Origin of the sequence: Streptomyces sp. NEAU-W12 (genome assembly GCF_026242095.1) — a bacterium.
Taxonomy (GTDB): domain Bacteria; phylum Actinomycetota; class Actinomycetes; order Streptomycetales; family Streptomycetaceae; genus Streptomyces.
The window spans coordinates 380438-399247 of record NZ_JAPJDM010000001.1; the positions used below are offsets into that span (position 1 = coordinate 380438).

Here is an 18810-nt window from a genome sequence, read left to right on the forward strand (position 1 = left end):
GGAACACCGACGGGGCCGGGGCATCTCCGGGGCCCCGGCCCCGTGTCTCCCCGCACCGTCAGGCAGCGGGCATGAGGACGGTGTCGATGATGTGGACCTCGGCGTTGGCGGTCCTGACGCTGCCGCAGACGACCTTGGCGGAGTCGTTCACGGTGTACTCCTCGCCGGAGCCGGCGGTGGTGAGCTCGGACTTCTCGAGCGTTTCGTAGGAGCCGCTCTCCAGGTCCTCGGGAGTGAGCTTCTGGCCGACGACGTGGTGGGTGAGGATCCGGGTGAGCTGTTCCTTGTCGTTGAGGACCTTCTCGAGGTCCTTCTCGGGGATCTTGGCGAAGGCGTCGTTGGTCGGCGCGAACACGGTGATGTCCTGGGCGTTGTTCAGGGTGTCGACGAGGCCGGCCTTCTTCACCGCGCCGACCAGGGTGGACAGGGCGGGGTTGTGGGAGGCGGCGGTCGCCACCGGGTCCTTGGCCATGCCGTCGAAGGATCCGGCGCCGTCCTCGGGGACGGAGGAGCAGGCCGGTCCGAAGGGCTGGCCGGCGGGGGTGGCGTCGGAGCCGCCCATGCCGTCGTCCGAGGCCGGTGCCGAGGCGGACGCCGCCGAGGAGGTGTCGGCCGTGGCGGAGTCGCCGCTGTCGTCGGAGCAGGCGCTCAGGGCGAGGGGAAGCAGGGCGGCGGCGGCCAGGGTGCCGGCGGTACGGCGGATACGGGTGGTCATCGTGTTTCTCCTGCGGTCAGGTGCAGCCGACGCTGCGTCGTCAATGAGGGAGAGGGATCAGTGGTTCGTCAGTGGCTCGGGTCCCGGCCGACGGTCACGACCGGGCGGGCGCCGGAGCGCACCCGCCGCCGGGGCCCGTCCGGGCCCGCGGATCGCGTGGCTCTTCTCGTGTCCGGTCACGGGGGGAATCCGGTTCCGCGCCTGCGGCGGATGGGTCGTATCCCCCGTTCGGGTGAATCTTTTTTCCGGACCAATCCGCATGCGTTCCCGCTACGGACCAGGGGGGTCTGCCCCCCGGTGGTCCCACCGGGCCGGGCATCCGCCGGGCGCCTCCGCGGAGAAGCCGTCCGTAACGGGCGCGGCGCGCAGGTGCCGAACCCTGGGAGACCGGACGAGAGGAGCCCCCGGTGGCGGGGGCCCGCAGACAGACCGCACCACCGGACGGTGCGGGGAGCCGCGGACCGCGAGCCGGGCATGGCCGTCGCGGCGGTGGACGTCCGTATCGCCGACCTCGTCCGACCGCCCCCCTCTGCCCCCGTACCGGCCCGGCAGGGGTCGGCGGGAGCACCTGTAACATCTCCGGCCCGGGGGAGCACGCCCCGGGTCTGATGGTGACGGTGACGGTTTCCTGGCGGTTCGTGCCGTCGGTTCGGTGTCCCGGAGCCCGGTGACCCTCTTCTGCGACGCGAAGGTTGAGTCTTGTCGAACGACATATCGAATGCCGTCGCGCAGGCCCGTTCCCCGCTCCCGGGGCCGACGGCGAAGCCGGGGACCGGCACCCCTGCCGGCGGTGGCACACGCGACGCGTTCTTCGACAACGCGAAGTACCTGCTGATCGTCCTGGTGGCCGTGGGACACGCGTGGGAGCTCGTCGAGAGCACTCGCGCGACCAAGGCGCTGTACATCCTCGTCTACACCTTCCACATGCCGGCGTTCATCGTCATCTCCGGCTACCTGTCGCGCAGCTTCGCCGGCCGCCCCCGCCAGATCGGGCGTCTGCTCAGCGGCATCGTGGTTCCGTACGTGGTCTTCGAGACCGCCTACTCCCTGTTCCGGCGCTACGCCGCCGACGAACCCGACTTCGCCATCAGCCTGCTCGATCCGTTCCTGCTCACCTGGTTCCTCGCCGCGCTGTTCATCTGGCGGCTCACCACGCCCCTGTGGCAGCAGCTGCGTCACCCTCTCGCCGTCGCCCTGGCCGTCGCGGTGCTGGCATCCGTCACCCCCGGCATCGGGGAGGACCTCGACCTGCAGCGGGTCCTGCAGTTCCTCCCGTTCTTCGTGCTCGGCCTGTGCCTGAAGCCCGAGCACTTCCGGCTCCTGGACCGTCGCGCGGTCAGGGTGCTGGCGGTACCCGTCTTCGCCGGCGCGCTCGCCTTCGCGTACTGGGCGGCCACCCGCATGCGCAACGAGTGGTTCTTCCGCCGCTCCAGCGCGCAGGAGATCGGGGAACCGTGGTGGACCGGCGCGGCCATGACCCTCGCGCTGTTCGGCTGCTCCCTGCTGCTGACGGCCGCCTTCCTGGCCTGGGTCCCGCGTCGGCGCACGTGGTTCACGGTGCTCGGCGCCGGCACCATCTGCGGGTACCTGCTCCACGGCTTCCTGACCAAGGGCGCCAAGTACTCGGGCTTCATCGACGCCCACGAGTGGCTGCACGACCCCGCGGGGAAGATCGCCCTCACCCTCGTCGCGGCCGTCGCCGTCACCCTGATGTGCACCCCGCCGGTGCGCCGTGTCCTTCGTCCGGTGACCGAGCCGGACCTGTCCTGGGCCCTTTGCCGGGACCCGGCCGAACGACCGGCCAAGGGCTGAACCGCTACGCGGCCGGTGCCGGCGACCCGCGGCAGCAGGTCGTTCGCAGGGGGCCCCGGCGCGACGGTGGCCTCCGCCACTTCGCCCGTCACGCCCGTCACCCCTGCCGTCAGGACCGCGGCAGCGGCGGAAGCGGCCGCCGCCCACGAGGTCGTCCGGTTCTGCCGGTCGGCGCCGCTCGGTCCGTCGGCTGTTGCCGGGCCGACGCCGGCGACCGGACCGGATCCAGAGGACGGGCCGGATCCAGGGGACGGGCCGGATCCAGGGGAGGGGCCGGTGAAGCGTGGCCACTCGCAGGACCGCCCGCCGGGTCCTTCCCCGGGCACTGCTGACCGGCGGTCCGTGGCGGACGTAAGGGTTTCGTCATCCGCCGGGGGGCCCGGAACGGCCGCTCGACCCGTTGAATGGGTAGAGAGTTGAGTGACTCGCAGAAGGAGGCGGTATGGGACGGGTGCGGAGCGCGTTGGTCAGGCCGTGGACGGTCGGTGTGCTGGTGGTGGCGGTCGCCGCGGTCGGCTTCGGGCTGTACTGGTTCCAACCGTGGAAGCTGTGGCAGGACGAGACGGTGCAGGAGTCGCTGCCCGCCGCGGCAGCAGCGGCCTCGCCGGAGCCGGTCGAGACACCGTCCGGTGCGTCCTCCGCGCCGCCGGCCCCGTCCGGACCGACGACGCTGGCGAGCGGCGAGCTGATCAGCCACGAGCACGCGACGTCCGGCACGGTGAAGCTGGTGCAGCTGGCCGACGGTTCCCACGTGGTGCGCCTGGAGCAGCTCGACACCAGTAACGGACCCGACCTGCGCGTGTGGCTGACCGACGCGCCGGTGAAGGAGGGAACCGCCGGCTGGCACGTCTTCGACGACGGGGAGTACGTCAGCCTCGGCAAGCTCAAGGGCAACAAGGGCAGCCACAACTACGCCCTGCCCGAAGGCGTCGACCCGGCCCGGTTCAGCAGCGTCAGCATCTGGTGCGACCGCTTCGACGTCTCCTTCGGCGCGGCGGAGCTCGCCCGGGCCTGACGCGAACGGCGGAGCTCCCGCGCGGGCCGTCCTCCTCGAGGTTCCCGCGCGTGCCTTCTTCCACCGAGCCGTCCGGTGACGGGCCGACGGCTCCCGTGCCTCGGGTGATCCTGCCGGACCGCTGCTCGCCTCCCTGCTGGTCACCAGCGAGATCGTCCGCAGGAAGTACCGCTGGGTGGAGCGGGGCGCCTTCCTGCTGGTCGTGGCGCTCCCCCAGTTCGCAGCCGTGGTGTACACCGCGTGACCCCCCACCGGGCGCCCGCGCCCGTCGGGTGTCACGGGGACCGCGACCGCCCGGGCCCACCGGCGGTTTCGACGGGTCCGGGCGTGCTGGGCGGTGGTCCGTTCGCGAGGTCAGTTCACGGTGAAGTAGTAATCGTAGGCGGCCAGTTGGATGCCTGAGCCGGTCGTCGCGTAGACCGTGAGGTAGTGGAAGCCGTTCGTGTCCGGCGTCCAGTCGACGCTCGCGGTGTGGTCGGTGCCCGCGGCGACCACGACCTCCGGGCCCCCGTCGAAGGAGTACGTGTAGCTCACGACGTCTTCCACCTTCGGCGCGAACGTGAACGTGCCCGGGACGCCGACGCCGCCGCCCGATCCGTTCTCGGGGTAGACGTCCGAGGTGACGGTGGGTGTCGTGTCGTAGCTGATGTTCCACGATGCCGTGTCGCTGACCCAGCCGTTCGCGCTCCTGCTGGTCACCTGGATGAATTCGCCGTGGATGCCGTCGAGCGTGAGCTCCACCTGCGCGGTGCCGTCCTCCGCCGCCGTGACGTCGACGGTCCTGGTGCCGCCCTGGTGGTCGCTGGTCCGTACGGAGTAACCGACGACCGGGCTCGTCGACTGGAGCACCGCGTCGGGCCGGAGCGTGAACAGGGTCTTCCTGCCGAACTCGGGCGACGGGACGGCCGGGGTGACAGTCGGAGCCGTGGAACCGACGCGGAACGTGTAGCCGGTGGTCGCCGAGCCGTTGAAGGCCCGGTCCAGGCTGCGCACCCACAAGGTCATCACGCCGGCACCGTGCGGCGGGATCAGGCTGAGCGTTGCCGAACCGCCGGGGGCGTCGGCGCGCTTGAAGTACTCGGGGTTCGAGTACGGGTCGACGGGCTGCGGGATGCCGTAGTCGCCGATGCTGGTGCCGATGACCGGGAAGTCCTGCTGCCAGGAGAACTGGAAACCGGTGACGTCGTCGTCGCCGTTGGCGCTCAGCGTGAACGTGACCGGCTGGCCGCCCTGGTTCCACCCGTCCGGAGGGTAGTTCGGCGAGGAGAGGGCGGGCGCGTTCGCGGGGCGGGTGTTGTCGATCGTGACGTAGCAGGGAGCAGACCACTCCGAGGCCGCGTCCCCGGCCACTGTCTGCGCCTGCCAGGCGTAGGTCTGTCCGTCGTTGAGCGCGGCGGCGGGTACGGTGGCGGGAGCCTCGAACCGGGGTCCGGCCCGGTCGCGGGTGACCGTGGTGACCTGATCCGGGTCGGCGACCGGCCAGATCTGGTACCGCGCAGTCACCAGGGAGTCGCCGGTGGTGCCGGGGATGCCCGTGATGACCAGGCCGTCGCGGGCCCAGAGGTGGGTGGGCCGGTTCACGTCGGCCGAGCAGTGCCGGTTGCCGTTGAACAGCTGAGTGGGTGCGGTGGGTGTCCCGTCAGCGGCGCTCGCGGGCGAGGTGCCGGCGGTCAGCGTGAGGCCGAGGACTCCCACGGAAGCGAGGACGGCACGTAATCCCGCGCCGAAGGACATGGTCAAGTGGTCCCTCCCTGTCGAATGCCCGTAAGCAGTGCCCTGATGTGCACTGGTGTACGAGCGGCGAGGGGATCGTACGCGGGCGCCGCAGGCGACCGCAGGGAATAAAGGACGGTGCCGGCGCCCACCTCGTCGCCATGGTGGGGGCGCCCCCGACGGGCTCCCCGTCCGCCGTCCGCCGTTCGCCGTTCGCCGTAGCATCCTCCGCACATGCCGTTCACGCCCCGGCCCCCGCCCCCCGCACGGCCTCGGCAGTCGCCGGCAGCGCCGGCGTCTCCCGTGAACGTCCACCGGCTTGCTGATCACCAACCGCCGCCGCGACCGGTGACGAACGCCGCCCACGGGAACGGGCGGCAGCCTGCGCACGCGGTTCTGCCGTCAAACCCGGCGCCGTGGGCCCACGGGCCCACGGGCTCACGGGCCCACGGGAGACGAGGGCCGGCCCAGCCGGATCGCGGGGCCGGCTGCGGGGCCGGCTGCGGGGCCGGTGAGAATGATGCCGGAACCCGGACTGCGTTCTTTCCGTCTTGCCCCGACGGGCTGCTCCTCGTGAGGAGGGTGTGGTTCCGCTCGGAAGACGATGAACGACATCCGCTCCGCCGTGAGCGAAATACAGCAAAGCTGACAAAAATTGAGACACGTGCCAGCGCGGAACCTTTCCCGAATAAGTAGGAGAGCCGCGTTCTTCCCATGGCGTCAACCACGGTTCGGGCTCTGGGCCGTGGTCGTTGTCGCGGCCCTGGGGTTCCTCGTCGCGCTGGAGCTCGCCGCGCGTCGCTACGGCGTGCCGGGACCGGTCGCCCTCCAGGTGCGGGAGGTGATATCCGCCCCCAAGTCGGGGGGCCTGTTGTACGCCGCCATGGCGTTGACGATGGTGGTGCTCACCTGGCGGGAACGGTTCATCGCGGTGGGGACGGCGATCGGTGTCGACGTCGCCTTCCTGGCGGTCCGGTGGGCGGCCGACGCCAGGACGACCGACGGTCACCCCTTCGGCAACGGCGCCTTGTGGGTGATCCTGGGCTGTGCGGTCGTCGCTGTCACCCGCCGCACCGGCCGGGAACGAGTCCTGCTGCTGAAAGGCGTCGGGCTGGGACTGCTGCTGGTGGCCGGCCGCAAGACCGGCGACACCTGGCTGCTCATCACCTCGAAGACCCGCCCGGCGGTGCTCGACCAGTACGTGGCAACCGCCGATCACGCGCTGGGCAACCCGTCGTGGCTGGTTGGCCGGATCGTGACGGCCACCGGCCCCATCGGCTTCAACGTCCTCGACTTCGTCTACGGCCAGCTCGCGGTGGCCGCGGTCGTCGTCGCGCTGTACCAACTGCGCGACGTGGCGGTCGAGCGCCGCTTCCCGCGCCACCACCTGGTGCGCACGTTCCTGGTGATCGGCCTCCTCGGGCCGGCCTTCTACATGATCTTCCCGGTGGTCGGGCCGATCTTCGCCTACGGCACAGGCACCGAGCACTGGTCGGCGGTCAGCCTGTGGGCACCGGCCATGCCGCCCAGCGAGCCCTGGGCCGTGGCCGACCTGTGGCCGCAGACGCTGCCGCCGATCAGCACCCCGCACCCCATGCCGTTCGACGAGATCACCCCACGGAACTGCATGCCCAGCCTGCACACGGCGTGGGCGACCGCGATCTTCATCCATTCCCGCAAGGGCCCACGGCTTCTGCGCCATGCAGGAACGTTCTGGCTGATCGCCACGCTCTGCGCAACGCTGGGATTCGGCTACCACTACGGCGTGGACCTCATCGCCGGCGTGGTGTTCACGCTCACGATCGAGGCGGCTCTGCGCTCACTCGACCGCGGCTGGGACCGATCAGGGATCCGGTTGGTCGTCTACGGCGCATCGGTCTTCGCCGCGCTGCTGGTGTCGTACCGCTGGCTGCCCTTGCGGATGGCCGAGTATCCGTGGGTGTCCGGGCCCCTGCTCCTGCTGGCGATGACCTCCGTGGTCCACGGCTACGCGCGGACCACCGCACTGTGGTCACGCCGGACCGCACCAGCACGGCACCCCGAACCACAACCGCGACCGCAGCCCGAACTGATCTGAACCGCCCCTGCATCCGCTGGTCGTCCGATGTCGTCCGAGCGCTGCCCGAGTGCTGCCCGAGCGAGGCCGCGACGCCGGCGTCACAAGAGCACCCGTGCCACCGGGGCATCGGCCCCGCCGCCCTCGTGCCCCGTGTCCTGACCGCTGGACAGAAACGAACACCAGGGGCCCCAACAGGCTGCCACGCACCAGCCCCGCGCAGACGTGTGCGGGCCATGGGCACCCGACCGGCTGACAGATCCGCGTCGACTCGGGCGAGGGTGTCCGGCAGCGGCATACGTGCATGCTCGGGCAGAGGGGCAATGTCTTGACTGCTCTTCGTGGATCGACTCCGTGGTCCTGCTGATGCACGTCGTCGGCGGCACCCGCGCCCAGGACGGTGCCGGTCTGCCGGCGGCACCTCGTCCCCCGGTGAAGGCGGGACGCCCGGTGCGGCCGGCGGCTGTGGCGTGGGACGCCGAGTGGTTACCAGAAGAGGGCGTCCGCCGGGTTGTCCTGCCAGTAGGTGACGGTGGCGGCGCTGTTGAAGAAGACACCGCCGTTCGGCAGCTTCAGGGTCCTCTCCTCGTTGATCGCGTTGCCCTTCTTGTCGGTGAGGGACACGCCCAGGGTCTTCGCGGTGCTGCCCCCTTCGCCGTCGGGGGAGTACGTCGTGATGCCCGCGTACGCGGACTCACCGGGCTCGAGCACCACCACGGCCTGCGGCGTGGTCTCCTCGGCCCACGGCAGCGGGACCTGGGCGTCGGCGCCGGCCCTCAGGTAGGGGGCGCTGTAGGCGTAGCAGGGCTCGGTACCGGTGTTGGTGGCCTTGAGCAGCAGGTGGTTGATCGGTCGGGTCGCCTCGGTGACGGTCAGCTTGGTGTTCGCCGTGGTGCAGGTGACGGCCGAGGAGGCTCCCTTCGTGGCGGCGGAGGCGGTCTGGAGGCCGACGAGCGTGAGGGCGGCGGCGACGACCATGGAGGAGGCGGCCGCGCGGGAGGCGAAGCGAGTGGCGATACGCATGAAGGGACTGCTTTCTGTGAACGTCAGGAAGATGGGTTCTCGGTGGTGAACCGTGCCGGTCGGTCTGGTCCTGCCCGTGCTGCGGGGGTGCGGGTGGGCACGCCGAAAGCGCGGGCCGTGAGAGTGGAGTCGAGCGGGGCCGTTCACCGTGTCCGGCGAGACGCCGTGCTTGGATGGCCCAAGGCTGTGCCATGCGGCGTCCCCTTCGCCATTCCATCGGGAGTTTCGGAACGCTGGGATGCACGAACGGCTCTGACCTGGAGAAACGCGACCTTCATGGGATGCCGAACGGGATGGGGGACTGGTGGGGGCGGCTGAGGAGATTGCTGATTTCGCGGCGCTGCTGAGCGAGTTGAAGCAGCGGTCCGGGTTGAGTTACGAGGCTCTGGCGAAGCGGGCGCACATGAGTACCTCGACGCTGCACCGGTACTGCAAGGGGGAAGGGGTCCCGGCCGACAACGCGGTCGTCTCCCGCATCGCCCGGGTGTGCAGGGCGACTCCCGGGGAACTGGTCGAGTTACACCGGCGCTGGGTCCTGGCGGACGCGGCGCGGGAACGTGCCCGGCGGACCGCAGCGGACTCGGAACCGGACCCGGAACCGGGCTCCGCGGAGCGGGCCGGAGCGTCCACGTCCGGCTCGGGCCCGGGGCCACGCTCCGCGCAGGCACGCACGGACCAACCTCAGCCGGAGGCCGTGCCGGACACCCCGCCCGCGCTCGCGCCGCCGCTCGCTCCCGCGTCCGCGCCGCCGCCCACGTCCATGAGCGAGCTCGGGGGCCCTCCCGAGTCCGTCGCCGGACCGCCGCCTGCGGCCACCGTGCTCGCTGGCCGCAGGCCGGCGCCCGTCCGGACCGCCCGCAGGCGGTGGGCCCTGATCGCGGCGAGCACCGCCGTCGTCGTCGCCGTGTCCACCGCGCTCACGATCGGCCTGAAGGGCGGGGGAACGGACCTGGCGGAGAATGGCCGGCCGGCCGGCCCCGTGACCTCTTCCCACGAGCCGTCCTCCGCCGCCTCCACGCCGCACCCGTCGGCGTCCACGTCCCCCTCGGTGCGTCCGAGCCGCTCCTCGGCCCCGGCCCCGGCAACGCCCGGTGCCAAGCCGTCGGCACACAGCACCGACATGTCGGGGCACAGCACTGGCACGGGCCGCGCCCGGGACGGCGCTGAGGTCCCGCTCACGGTGAGCACCCGCACCTATGCCTGGGAAGACCCGCAGTGCGAGGGGAAGTACCTGATCGACCGGCCTGCCGACGAGGTCTCGCCGCCGGTGATGGGGCAGGACGTGCCGGGCTGGGTGAAGGCGCACGGCGCCGTCGCCGCCGACCGGCAGCGGGTGGCGCTGACCGTCCAGGGCACCGGGGACGAGACCGTCGTCATCGAGTCCCTGCACGTCCGTGTGGTCAACTCGAGCGTGCCCCCGGCCTGGAACGCGTACCTGGGGTCGTCGGGCTGCGGCGGGGGCGTGGAGACGAGGTCGTTCGACACGGACCTCGACGCCGGTCACCCCACCATCGTGCCGAAGGCCGGCCAGCGCGGTCTCCCCTACAAGGTCAGCCAGTCCGATCCCGAGGTGCTGTACATCACCGCCCACGCCGATGCCCACGATGTGAACTGGTACGTGGAGCTGCAGTGGTCCAGCGGCGGCCGTCAGGGAACCACACGGATCGACGACCACGGAAAACCGTTCCGCACCAGCGGCAGTCGGGGCCGTCCCGTCTACGAGCACCTGGTCGGCGGCACCGAGTGGTTCCGCGTGGGGGAGAACTGATCTCCAGGGTCCCGGCACCGAGAACGTGTCCGGGCCGAAGCCGGGCGGAGGAGACCCCGGCTTGAGGGCACGCGAGGGGCACGCCTGCAGGTTCCCGCTTTCGGTGTCATGCGCATCGCGACGATCTTGAGGGCGCACCGGGTGATCGAAAACAGGCTCCACTCCGTCCGGGGCACCGCTTTCCGCGAGGACGCCTCCAAGGTCCGCACTTCGACACCATGGGACGGTCTCAACCGTATCGCTCAACGAGCGCGTCGCCGATCGAGGCCAGGTGGGCTCGCACACCCGGAGGGCCAGTCACCTCGAGCCATTCGACCAGCCAGGCAAGCTCGCCGGCGAGCACGTACTCGTTGTGGCCGCGGATCACGACCTCGATGCGGCCGTCGGTCGTGGAACCTCCCACCTCGAGCCGACCGCCGAGCGCCATCCGGAGCAGGCCTATCCCGTGGGGCGCGCACACCGCCCGGATTTCGAGGGGCGTTCGCTTGCGGTCGACCTCGTCGGCGATCTCGTGCCAGCTCTCGGCAAGGTCGAAGTCCTCGGGGCGGCGCACGGGATCGTCGGTCGGGTCGGCGGACGACACGCGGTCGATCCGGAAGGTCCGCCGGCCTGCCTCGGTGTCGGAGACGAGGTACCACGACGGGCCTTTGGCGACGATGCCCAGGGGGTGGACGGTTCTCTCGGTTTCGGTGCCTTCGCGGTCGATGTAGCCGAGCCGTACCTGGACTCCGCGGATCACCGCGTCCTGGAGTTCGTCGAGGAAGCGGGGCGGCCGGTGCTCGATCCGGCTCGACCCCCATCGTTGCGGGTCCGTGACCAGCGACGACGCTGCTGCCTCGGCCTGGACCCGGAAGGGTTCCGGCAGGGCATGGACGAGCTTGCGCAGTGCTGATTTCACGGCCGGTGTCGCGGCCGAGGCCGGGCCGGCGACCAGGAACAGGGCGCGGGCCTCGCTGGCGGTCAGCCCGGACAGGTCGGTGCGGGCGCCGCCCACGAGGCGCCAGCCGCCGCTTCGGCCCTGCAGGGAGTACACGGGCACCCCGGCCATGGCCAGGGCGTCGAGGTCGCGGCGGGCGGTGCGCTCGGAGACCTCCAGCTCTCGGGCGACCTCTGCTGCTGTCACCTGCTCGCGCCGTTGCAGCAGGAGGAGGATGGCCACCAGCCGGTCGGTTCGCATGCCGACGACACTTCCACAAAAACCGGTCATGGGGTGACCGGTTTCGGTCGGCAGGATGGCGACATGGCCTCACCGGCGAGTCCCCCTGCCCACGGCCGTGTCGGCCCCCGGCCCGTCGGGGGTGCGCCGACGCTGTCTTCGGGAACCTTCGTCGCCTGAGCCTGATCACCCCGAAAAGGAAGAGAGGAAATGCAATGTTCGATCCGGCCGATTTCCCCAAGCCCACTCTTGTCTCGGTCAACGGTGTGGAGCTTGAAGTCTTTGAAGCAGGCCGGCAGAATGCCGGAAAGCCAATTGTGCTCTGTCATGGCTGGCCGGAGCACGCCTTTTCCTGGCGCCATCAGATGCCCGCCCTCGCCGCGGCGGGCTACCATGTCATCGTCCCGAACCAGCGGGGTTACGGGAACTCATCCCGTCCGACCGAAGTGACGGACTACGACATTGAGCACCTGTCGGGTGATCTCGTCGCACTTCTCGATCACTACGGATACGAAGATGCCGCCTTTGTCGGTCATGACTGGGGCGCGATGGTCGTCTGGGGACTGGCCCTGCTGCATCCGAACCGGGTAAACAAAGTGATCAACCTGAGTTTGCCTTACCAGGAGCGCGGAGAAAAGCCCTGGATCGAGTCCATGGAAGATGTGCTTGGCGGCGACTTCTATTTCGTCCACTTCAATCGGCAGCCAGGCGTCGCGGACGCCGTGTTCGAAGAGAACACCTTCCAGTTCCTTCGCAACATGTACCGGAAGAACGAGCCCCCCAGGGAGCCTCGGCCGGGTATGGCTCTGATCGATCTCGCCAGAGCGGAAACGCCACTCGGCGATCCCGTCATGAGCGACAGTGAACTGGCCGTTTTCGTCTCCGCCTTCGAATCGACGGGGTTCACGGCCAGTGTGAATTGGTACAGGAACCTTGACCGCAACTGGCGCTTGCTGGCGGACGTGGACCCGATCATCCGGCAGCCCACACTCATGATCTACGGTGACCGGGATGTGGTCCAGAGGTCTGAAAAGACGGCAGAGTTCGTGCCCCATGTGGAAGTGGTCAATCTGGATTGCGGTCATTGGATCCAACAGGAGAAGCCCGAAGAAACGAACCAGGCGATTGCGAAATGGCTGGAACAGCAGGATGCCATTTAGTGGCTCGTGATCCGGTCCGTGTCGCCTGAGGCTCTTCGAGTCGTCGGGCAGTGTGTGAATCTCTCTTCGGCCGAGGTCCGAGCAGCCGCCACCGTCCGGTCAGCCACGGCCACCGGCCGTACGGCAAGCCGGGGGCAGACTCACGGGGGGACAGCGGCACAGCGAGGCAGCGGCGGGGCCCCCTCCCCCGGGGCCCCGCCGGAGCGTCTGACAGCGGCCTCGTCAAAGCGATCCGGAAGGTCATGCTCGGCGCCGCCTGGCAAAGATGTCGTGTCCACTTCGTCCGCAACGCCTTCGCCGCGCCAAAGGGCCCGGCGGAGACGGTCGCAGCGACGATCCGCACGCTCTTCGCCCAGCCCACCGCGGACGCCGTCCGCACCCGGCTCGACACCGTCGCCGACATGCCCGGCCGACAGTTCCCCAGGGTCAGAGAGATGCTGCCGGACGCGAAGGAAGACCTGACCGCCTTCGCGGACTTCCCCCACCAGCACGGAAAGAAGATCCAGTCGACGAACCCGCTCGAGCGGCTGAACCGGGAGATCAAGCGCCGCACCGACGTCGTCCGGGTCTTCCCGAACCCGCCCGCCGTCCTACGGCTCGCCACCGCGGTCCCCGCCGAACTCCACGACGAGTGGATCGCCTTCCCCCGCCGCTGCCTCTCCACCGAGAGCATGGCCGCCCTCCACACCGACGGCCCCACCGCGCTGCCCGCTGCGTCAGACGACTGATCCCCTACACCACGACACGGGACATGACCTCTCCAGCTCCGCAGCCGGCGGCTCGCTCCAGACCTCGTGCTTCCACCCTCGCGACTCCACCGCTCGCCGGGTCCAGGCGAAGGTGAAGGCCACCTCGGGCTTCGATAGCCGACGACTGGGCTTGACGTCCACGACGAGGGGTCTCTGCTCAGTGATCAGGAGGTAATCCGGGATGTGCTTGCGGACTCTTCCCTCCAGTACCGCTTTCAGGAGGAAGGGCCGGGCCGCCATGCGGTGTACGCACGGATCGGAATCGGCGAAGAGCATCCGCGCCGGCTCCAGGGACAGCGGGCAGGGCGCCTGCTGGAACGGTGCTCCGGGCTTGGCCGGGCCGGCCCGCACGTCCCGCCCGGAGAACACCCCGCCGGCGCACGGCGTCCGACGCACCGGTCCCGTGCCCGGCCGGTGACGGCGGCCCGGTGAGCCGTGGGCCCGGCGCGCACGTGGCCTGTGGTCACCGCGCACACGGCCCGTGATCACGTCGGCGGGCCGGCCCGCGGTGGAGCCTGCCGTGCTCAGGCCGGTCGCCGTGGATCCTCCAGATACCGCAGGACCGCGGCGACCCGCCGGTCCACCCGGTCCGTCGGCGCCAGGTCGAGCTTGGCGAAGATGTTGCGGATGTGCTTGTGGACGGCGCCCTCGGTGACGACGAGCCGTTCCGCGATGGCGGTGTTGCCGAGCCCTTCGGCCATCAGGGCGAGTACCTCCCGCTCGCGGGGGCTGAGTCGGTCGAGGCGGGTGTCCTGGTGGGAGCGGGTGAAGAGCTGGGCGACGACCTCGGGGTCGATGGCGGTGCCGCCGTCCGCCACACGCCGCAGCGCGTCCAGGAACTCCTCCACCCGGCCGACGCGTTCCTTGAGCAGATAGCCGAGGCCGCTCACACCGCCGGTGAGCAGCTCGGTGGCGAAGGACTGCTCGACGTACGCGGACAGCACGAGGACGGCCAGGCCGGGACGCCTGCGCCGGGCCTCGACCGCCGCGACGATCCCCTCGTCGGTGTGGGTCGGCGGCATCCGCACGTCGAAGATGGCGACGTCCGGTCCGTGCCCGTCGATGGCGTCCAGCGCCTCGCCGGGGGTGCCCGCGGTGGCCACCACGTCGAGCGCCTCGGCGCGCAGCAGCAGGGCGAGGCCCTCGCGCAGCAAGGGGTCGTCCTCGGCAATCACGATCCGCACGTCACGCTCCGCATGTCACGATCCACAGGGAAGATCCACCTTCAGGGTTGTCGGGCCGCCCGGCGGGCTGGCCAGGGAGAAGGTGCCGTCGTACGCCGCGATCCGGCGGCGGATGCCGGCGAGTCCGGAACCGCCGTCCTGGTCCGCGCCGCCCCGGCCGTCGTCCTCGACGCACAGGTGGAGACGTCCGCCGCGGCTGTGCGCGGTGACGGTGGCGCATGCGGCGCCGCTGTGCTTGGCGACGTTGGTCAGGGCCTCGGCCACGACGAAGTAGGCGGTCGCCTCGACGGAGGCGGCACAGCGCCCGGGCACCTCCACGTCGATCCGGCAGGGCACCGCGCAGTTCGCGGCGAGCCCCGAGAGCGCGCCGGCCAGCCCGCGGTCGTCCAGCACCGGGGGCAGGATGCTCCGGGAGACCGTGCGCAGTTCCGCGAGGGCCTGCTCGGCGGCGGACTGGGCGCGTTCGAGGAGCTCGTCGGCGCCCGCCGGGTCGCGGGCCACCATGCGGCGGGCGGCGCCGAGCAGGACGGTGACGGAGACGATCCGGTTCTGGGTGCCGTCGTGCAGGGAGCGCTCGATGCGCCGCAGTTCGGTGGCGTGGGCGTCCAGGGCGGCGGCACGGGTGGCGGTGAGTTCGGCGATGCGGAGCGACAGATCCGTTTCCGGCCCGGCCGCCAGGAGCAGGCGTCCGGGGCGGTCCTGCGCACGGGCCATGCCGGGGCCGAGCCCCAGGATGATGGCGGTCCAGCCCACGCCCAGCATGGCCACGGCGAGCGTGTCCGGCCAGGAGTGCGCGTTGCCGAGCCCCACGGAGGTGGCGGTCGTGTTCTCGGGCAGGAGCTTCCAGTACAGCGGAAAGAGGCTGTCGCGCACGGCGGTGATCGGCAGGAGGACGCCGAGGAGCCCCAGGAGGAACCCCAGGGTGGCGTGCCGGGCCAGCCAGCGCAGCTCCCGTCGGGTGGTGGGGTCGACGAGGGCGAGCCGCAGCCGCGTCGGCGGAGGTTTTGGGGCGATGACCTCGGGACCCCGGCGGCCGAGCCGGTCGCGCTCCCGGTCGGCCAGGGCGTGCAGCGCGCTCAGGACCGCGGGCGCCATGAGCAGTCCCACCCCGACCAGGCTGGTCACGGCGGTGACGGCCAGCAAGAGCAGCACGAGCAGCGCCAGGAAGGCCGTACCGAGCCCGGAGACGAGCTGCGCGATCGCGGCACCGGCCGCACGCGTGGTCCGTACGACGGCTTCCTTCGGACTCACCCGCCGGTCACCGGCCGTGGCGTCCCGCCGGTCACCGGCCGTGGCGTCCTGCTGGACCGCCATCCGTCCCCCTCCCTTCCGCCCTGTCCCACGAACGTACTCCCCGCCTCGCGAACGATTTTATGGCGCAAACCAGTTGGCCGTCGGCCGAGGAGCGGGGTACAGCCTGCTGCACCCCGAACCGGGCGGGTTGCGGGATCGGCCGGGAGGGGTGCTGATCCCTAGCGTCTGTGACATCAGCCGGAACCCCGGACCCACCGCTCAGCACCACGGGAGAAACCCCATGGCGACCACCGACCCTTGCCGCCTCACCACCCCCGCCGACGGCACGCACGAAGCACCGTCGCCCGCCGTCACCGGCGGGGAGGTCATCCGTACGCTGCTCTGGATCCTGATCGTGGTCAGCGGGGTCGTCAACACGGCGGCGACCTACGCCGAAGCGGACACCTGGGTGCACCTGACCTGCGGCGTGGTCACCCTCCTCAGCGCGGGCACCCTCGTCGCGCGCCATCTGCGGGGCCGCCGGTGAACGCCCCTCCGCCCGGGCCCGCCGCTCGGCGACCACCGCACACGACCTTGTGGTGCGGGCGCCGAGGGGAGCCGTCCTGGGCTGGGCGGTCAAGGGCCCTGCTGACCTGCTCGGACGCAATGTACCGACGTGGTGGTGAGCTCCGTTGTACTGCTGTTGACCGTGACTGTCCGCTCTTACGGGCACGCCGTGGGCACGGCTTCGGACGAGGGCCGACGGAGCGTGCGCACGAACGGCTCTGTGCCTGACCCTGCTGACGCGTATGCCGAGCCCAGGGACGCCTTCGCGGCTGCATGGGCCCTGGGGTGAAATGTGTCTCTGCCAGGTGGCCCGGGGGTGGACCGCACTACGCCGCCGGGTGGACCGCAGTGCGCCGCCGTGAGGTGAGTACGGGCGGACATGACGGTCCGTCAGGCGCCGCGTCCGCTGTCGGACCGGTACGTCATGATCGCCTCATGGAGCGTTCGAGTGCGGTACGGGGAGACGGGATGACCGGGAGTGGGCTGCTGACGGCACGGGCCGGGACGGCGGCCCTCGACGATCACGGCCTGGCGGCCGCGCTGGGCGGGCTCGTGGACGGCCTGGGGTACTGGAGCGGCAAGGGGGCGCTGGCCGCTGTCGAGCGGACGGGGCGCTGTCTCGCCGGGACGGGAGAGCCGTCCGGGCCGGACGAGGGGCCGGGAACAGCGGGGGAGGGGTCCTGGTCACGGTTCATCGGGCGTATCGGTGCCGTGGCGTTGCGTGCCGTGGTGGAGCCCACCCGCGACGAGCGGCGCCGGCGGTTGCTCGCGCTGCTGGAGATCTGGGCGGACGGTCCCTTCGCCGATCCGCGGGCCCGGATGCGCACTGGCCTCGTACGGGTGACCGAGGGCGGCCCCGTGGTGGTCCGGGACGAGCGGGGGGCGGCTGTCGTGGTCGGCCGGCCCACCGAAGGGCTGCGGAAGTTCGTCGACCTGCGGGCGGGGGAGTCGGATCCGCCGAGCCTGGGGGTGATCGAGGAGGTGACCGACGTCCCGCGTGGGGGATGGGGTGATGCCGAGCAGGTGCGCCGGCTGGTGGGCCTCGTCCGGGAGCGCGGCCCGGTGCCGTGGGACCTCGACGCGGTGGCCGTGCTGAGGGACGGAACGGGGATGGGCCGTGCGGCGGCGTCCTTCGCTCTGGCGGGGATGCTTGCCGGAGGGCATCTGCCGTACCTCGACGACAGGGAGCGGAGGATCCACCGGCTCAAGGTGGCCGAGATCGAGGACGGCGTCCACGAGCCCTGCCGGATGGGCTCGCTGGACCGCCTCGAACTGCTGGCGGACGTACTGCCCGAGGACCCCGCCGAGCTGTGGGAGCCGCAGGGCATGCGCGTGGTGGCGGAGCGGGTCGCGCATGCGTGGCGGGATCGGTACGGCCGCCGGACCGTGGTCCCGGAGCGCACCTTCAACGCGGCCATCGAGCTGCACCCGTTCCCGCTGTCGGCGGGCCGCTTCTGCGCGGCGTTCACCGACCACGCTTCGGTACGCGGTCTCGGTTCCCACCTCGACCCCTGGATCCGGAACAGCGAATCCGGCCCCTTCCTGACTGCCGGGGGCTGGGACCTCAACGATTTCAAGGACATCTTGCACGTCGCCGTGTCGAACCTCTTCCGGGTCTACGCGGAGCTTCCCGCCGGTGACCCGGTCCGCGCCGGAGCACCCGCCCTCCTACGGGCGCTGCGGGAGCGGGTGGACCATCCGGGCCTGCTGCTGAACGCCGGCATTCTCAGCCACACGGTGGGACGCCGGGTCGCCGATGTGCACGACAGGTTCGGCTCGCGTCCCTACGTCGGCCCGGAACCGCTGGAGGTCGCGAGCGTCGACGACGGACTGACCGTGGTCGTGGACGGCGTCGTCGACCGCAGGGGCGACCGGTCCCAGCCCCGGCTGTACTTCCGCCCGGCGTTCTACGGCGACGACGAACGCTCCCGGACGTTGTCGGCGGCCCGGGCGGACCCCCGTCACGATCCCGGGATCGAGAGGGTCGAGTGGCTGCGTGGACCGGCCTGCGCGCGCATCGTCGAGCGGCTCGAGGACTCTTCGCTGCCTCCGGGGTCGTACGAGACGAATCCGGCGGTCTCCACGCCCGACGTGCTGGCACGGGCGGCCTGCGGGCTCGGCATCGACGAGGACGCGGCAGCGCTCTACCTGCAACTGCTGACCCTGTACGCGCCGGGCGACCGCAACATCCGTGTGTGGAACGGCTGGAAGGCCGACCGGCACCAGAAGGCCGCCGCCGTGCTGGTCGAGCGCGGTCTGGTCGTCGAGGACAGGCGCGCGAGGACGGGCCGCCGGATCTTCCTGCCGGGCGAGTGGATCCACGCCGGGAAGCCCTACCAGCCCATGGAGGCGTGGAAGGCGGAACTGCTGGGGGTGGAACGCTCGTACAACGGCCGGCTGGAGAACCCACTCCCTCTTCCCACCCGTACCGTGCCCGAGTTGTTCGCCCACGCGTGGGAGCTGGTCGAGGGGGGACGGGGCCCCTCGGCTCGTCCAGCAACTGTTGCCCGTGTTCGGTGAGCCGGGCGGCGGCCTGTTCGACGGTTCGCCGACCCACTCCCAGCCTTGCCGCGCGCAAGGCGTCGTTACGGCCCATGCGTCCAGTCTGCGGTGTCATCGCGCTCGCCTCCGCCCGTGGCCGCCCCGCGGCCGCGCATGG

The 18810-nt window shown here is 71.1% G+C and carries 13 protein-coding genes and 2 pseudogenes; 8 read left to right on the forward strand and 7 right to left on the reverse strand.

Annotated elements, in window-relative coordinates:
• Positions 1–58: 58 nt before the first annotated feature.
• Entirely contained in the window at positions 59–715 is a 657-nt protein-coding gene (locus ORI94_RS01715; protein WP_266071869.1) for a fasciclin domain-containing protein, read from the reverse strand.
• A 699-nt stretch (positions 716–1414) separates the two neighbouring features.
• On the opposite strand from ORI94_RS01715, the gene ORI94_RS01720 reads away from it, so the two are divergent.
• Positions 1415–2527, forward strand: coding sequence for an acyltransferase family protein (locus tag ORI94_RS01720; protein ID WP_266071870.1), 1113 nt, complete (start codon positions 1415–1417; stop codon positions 2525–2527).
• A gap of 442 nt (positions 2528–2969) precedes the next feature.
• Positions 2970–3542 (forward strand): DM13 domain-containing protein, encoded by a 573-nt coding sequence (locus ORI94_RS01725; protein ID WP_266071871.1) that lies wholly within the window; start codon positions 2970–2972, stop codon positions 3540–3542.
• 354 nt (positions 3543–3896) lie between these two features.
• Here ORI94_RS01725 and ORI94_RS01730 read toward each other — a convergent pair whose 3' ends face one another.
• A complete protein-coding gene (locus tag ORI94_RS01730; RefSeq protein WP_266071974.1) occupies positions 3897–5276 on the reverse strand; it encodes a hypothetical protein in 1380 nt (459 codons plus the stop codon).
• A 724-nt stretch (positions 5277–6000) separates the two neighbouring features.
• Here ORI94_RS01730 and ORI94_RS01735 point away from each other — a divergent pair.
• Entirely contained in the window at positions 6001–7332 is a 1332-nt protein-coding gene (locus ORI94_RS01735; RefSeq protein ID WP_266071872.1) for a phosphatase PAP2 family protein, read from the forward strand.
• Between the two features lie 193 nt (positions 7333–7525).
• Here the strand turns inward: ORI94_RS01735 and ORI94_RS35290 are convergent.
• Together ORI94_RS35290 and ORI94_RS01740 are read right to left on the reverse strand one after the other, a co-directional pair.
• Positions 7526–7609: pseudogene (locus tag ORI94_RS35290) on the reverse strand (DUF6584 family protein); the annotation flags it as partial.
• 188 nt (positions 7610–7797) lie between these two features.
• Positions 7798–8334 carry a DUF4232 domain-containing protein gene (locus ORI94_RS01740; protein WP_266071873.1) on the reverse strand — a complete coding sequence of 179 codons (537 nt, stop codon included), beginning with the start codon at positions 8332–8334 and terminating at the stop codon, positions 7798–7800.
• A gap of 304 nt (positions 8335–8638) precedes the next feature.
• Between ORI94_RS01740 and ORI94_RS01745 the strand changes: the two genes are divergently transcribed.
• Positions 8639–10102: a helix-turn-helix domain-containing protein gene (locus tag ORI94_RS01745; protein ID WP_266071874.1), complete on the forward strand. Its 1464-nt coding sequence runs from the start codon at positions 8639–8641 to the stop codon at positions 10100–10102.
• 229 nt (positions 10103–10331) lie between these two features.
• Here the strand turns inward: ORI94_RS01745 and ORI94_RS01750 are convergent, their stop codons facing one another.
• A complete protein-coding gene (locus ORI94_RS01750; RefSeq protein ID WP_266071875.1) occupies positions 10332–11279 on the reverse strand; it encodes a helix-turn-helix transcriptional regulator in 948 nt (315 codons plus the stop codon).
• A 194-nt stretch (positions 11280–11473) separates the two neighbouring features.
• Between ORI94_RS01750 and ORI94_RS01755 the strand changes: the two genes are divergently transcribed.
• Complete coding sequence (locus ORI94_RS01755) at positions 11474–12418, forward strand: alpha/beta fold hydrolase (protein WP_266071876.1); 945 nt, start codon at positions 11474–11476, stop codon at positions 12416–12418.
• Between the two features lie 212 nt (positions 12419–12630).
• A pseudogene (locus ORI94_RS01760) lies at positions 12631–13146 on the forward strand (transposase); the annotation flags it as partial.
• 545 nt (positions 13147–13691) lie between these two features.
• Here ORI94_RS01760 and ORI94_RS01765 read toward each other — a convergent pair.
• Both ORI94_RS01765 and ORI94_RS01770 read right to left on the reverse strand, forming a co-directional pair.
• Positions 13692–14351, reverse strand: coding sequence for a response regulator transcription factor (locus ORI94_RS01765; RefSeq protein WP_266071877.1), 660 nt, complete (start codon positions 14349–14351; stop codon positions 13692–13694).
• 15 nt (positions 14352–14366) lie between these two features.
• Entirely contained in the window at positions 14367–15665 is a 1299-nt protein-coding gene (locus ORI94_RS01770; protein ID WP_266071878.1) for a sensor histidine kinase, read from the reverse strand.
• A 220-nt stretch (positions 15666–15885) separates the two neighbouring features.
• Here ORI94_RS01770 and ORI94_RS01775 point away from each other — a divergent pair, with 220 nt between their 5' ends.
• Both ORI94_RS01775 and ORI94_RS01780 read left to right on the forward strand, forming a co-directional pair.
• Positions 15886–16131, forward strand: a complete 246-nt coding sequence (locus tag ORI94_RS01775) for a hypothetical protein (RefSeq protein ID WP_266071879.1) — start codon at positions 15886–15888, stop codon at positions 16129–16131.
• A 455-nt stretch (positions 16132–16586) separates the two neighbouring features.
• Complete coding sequence (locus ORI94_RS01780; protein ID WP_266071880.1) at positions 16587–18671, forward strand: hypothetical protein; 2085 nt, start codon at positions 16587–16589, stop codon at positions 18669–18671.
• Positions 18672–18810 lie beyond the last annotated feature (139 nt).

Excerpts from the sequence above, each read along its gene's own strand:
- ORI94_RS01715 (WP_266071869.1), bottom strand. The coding sequence starts at position 715 with ATGACCACCCGTATCCGCCGTACCGCCGGCACCCTGGCCGCCGCCGCC.
- ORI94_RS01725 (WP_266071871.1), top strand. The coding sequence starts at position 2,970 with ATGGGACGGGTGCGGAGCGCGTTGGTCAGGCCGTGGACGGTCGGTGTG.
- ORI94_RS01730 (WP_266071974.1), bottom strand. The coding sequence starts at position 5,276 with ATGTCCTTCGGCGCGGGATTACGTGCCGTCCTCGCTTCCGTGGGAGTC.
- ORI94_RS01740 (WP_266071873.1), bottom strand. The coding sequence starts at position 8,334 with ATGCGTATCGCCACTCGCTTCGCCTCCCGCGCGGCCGCCTCCTCCATG.
- ORI94_RS01750 (WP_266071875.1), bottom strand. The coding sequence starts at position 11,279 with ATGCGAACCGACCGGCTGGTGGCCATCCTCCTCCTGCTGCAACGGCGC.
- ORI94_RS01755 (WP_266071876.1), top strand. The coding sequence starts at position 11,474 with ATGTTCGATCCGGCCGATTTCCCCAAGCCCACTCTTGTCTCGGTCAAC.
- ORI94_RS01770 (WP_266071878.1), bottom strand. The coding sequence starts at position 15,665 with ATGGCGGTCCAGCAGGACGCCACGGCCGGTGACCGGCGGGACGCCACG.
- ORI94_RS01775 (WP_266071879.1), top strand. The coding sequence starts at position 15,886 with ATGGCGACCACCGACCCTTGCCGCCTCACCACCCCCGCCGACGGCACG.
- ORI94_RS01780 (WP_266071880.1), top strand. The coding sequence starts at position 16,587 with ATGGAGCGTTCGAGTGCGGTACGGGGAGACGGGATGACCGGGAGTGGG.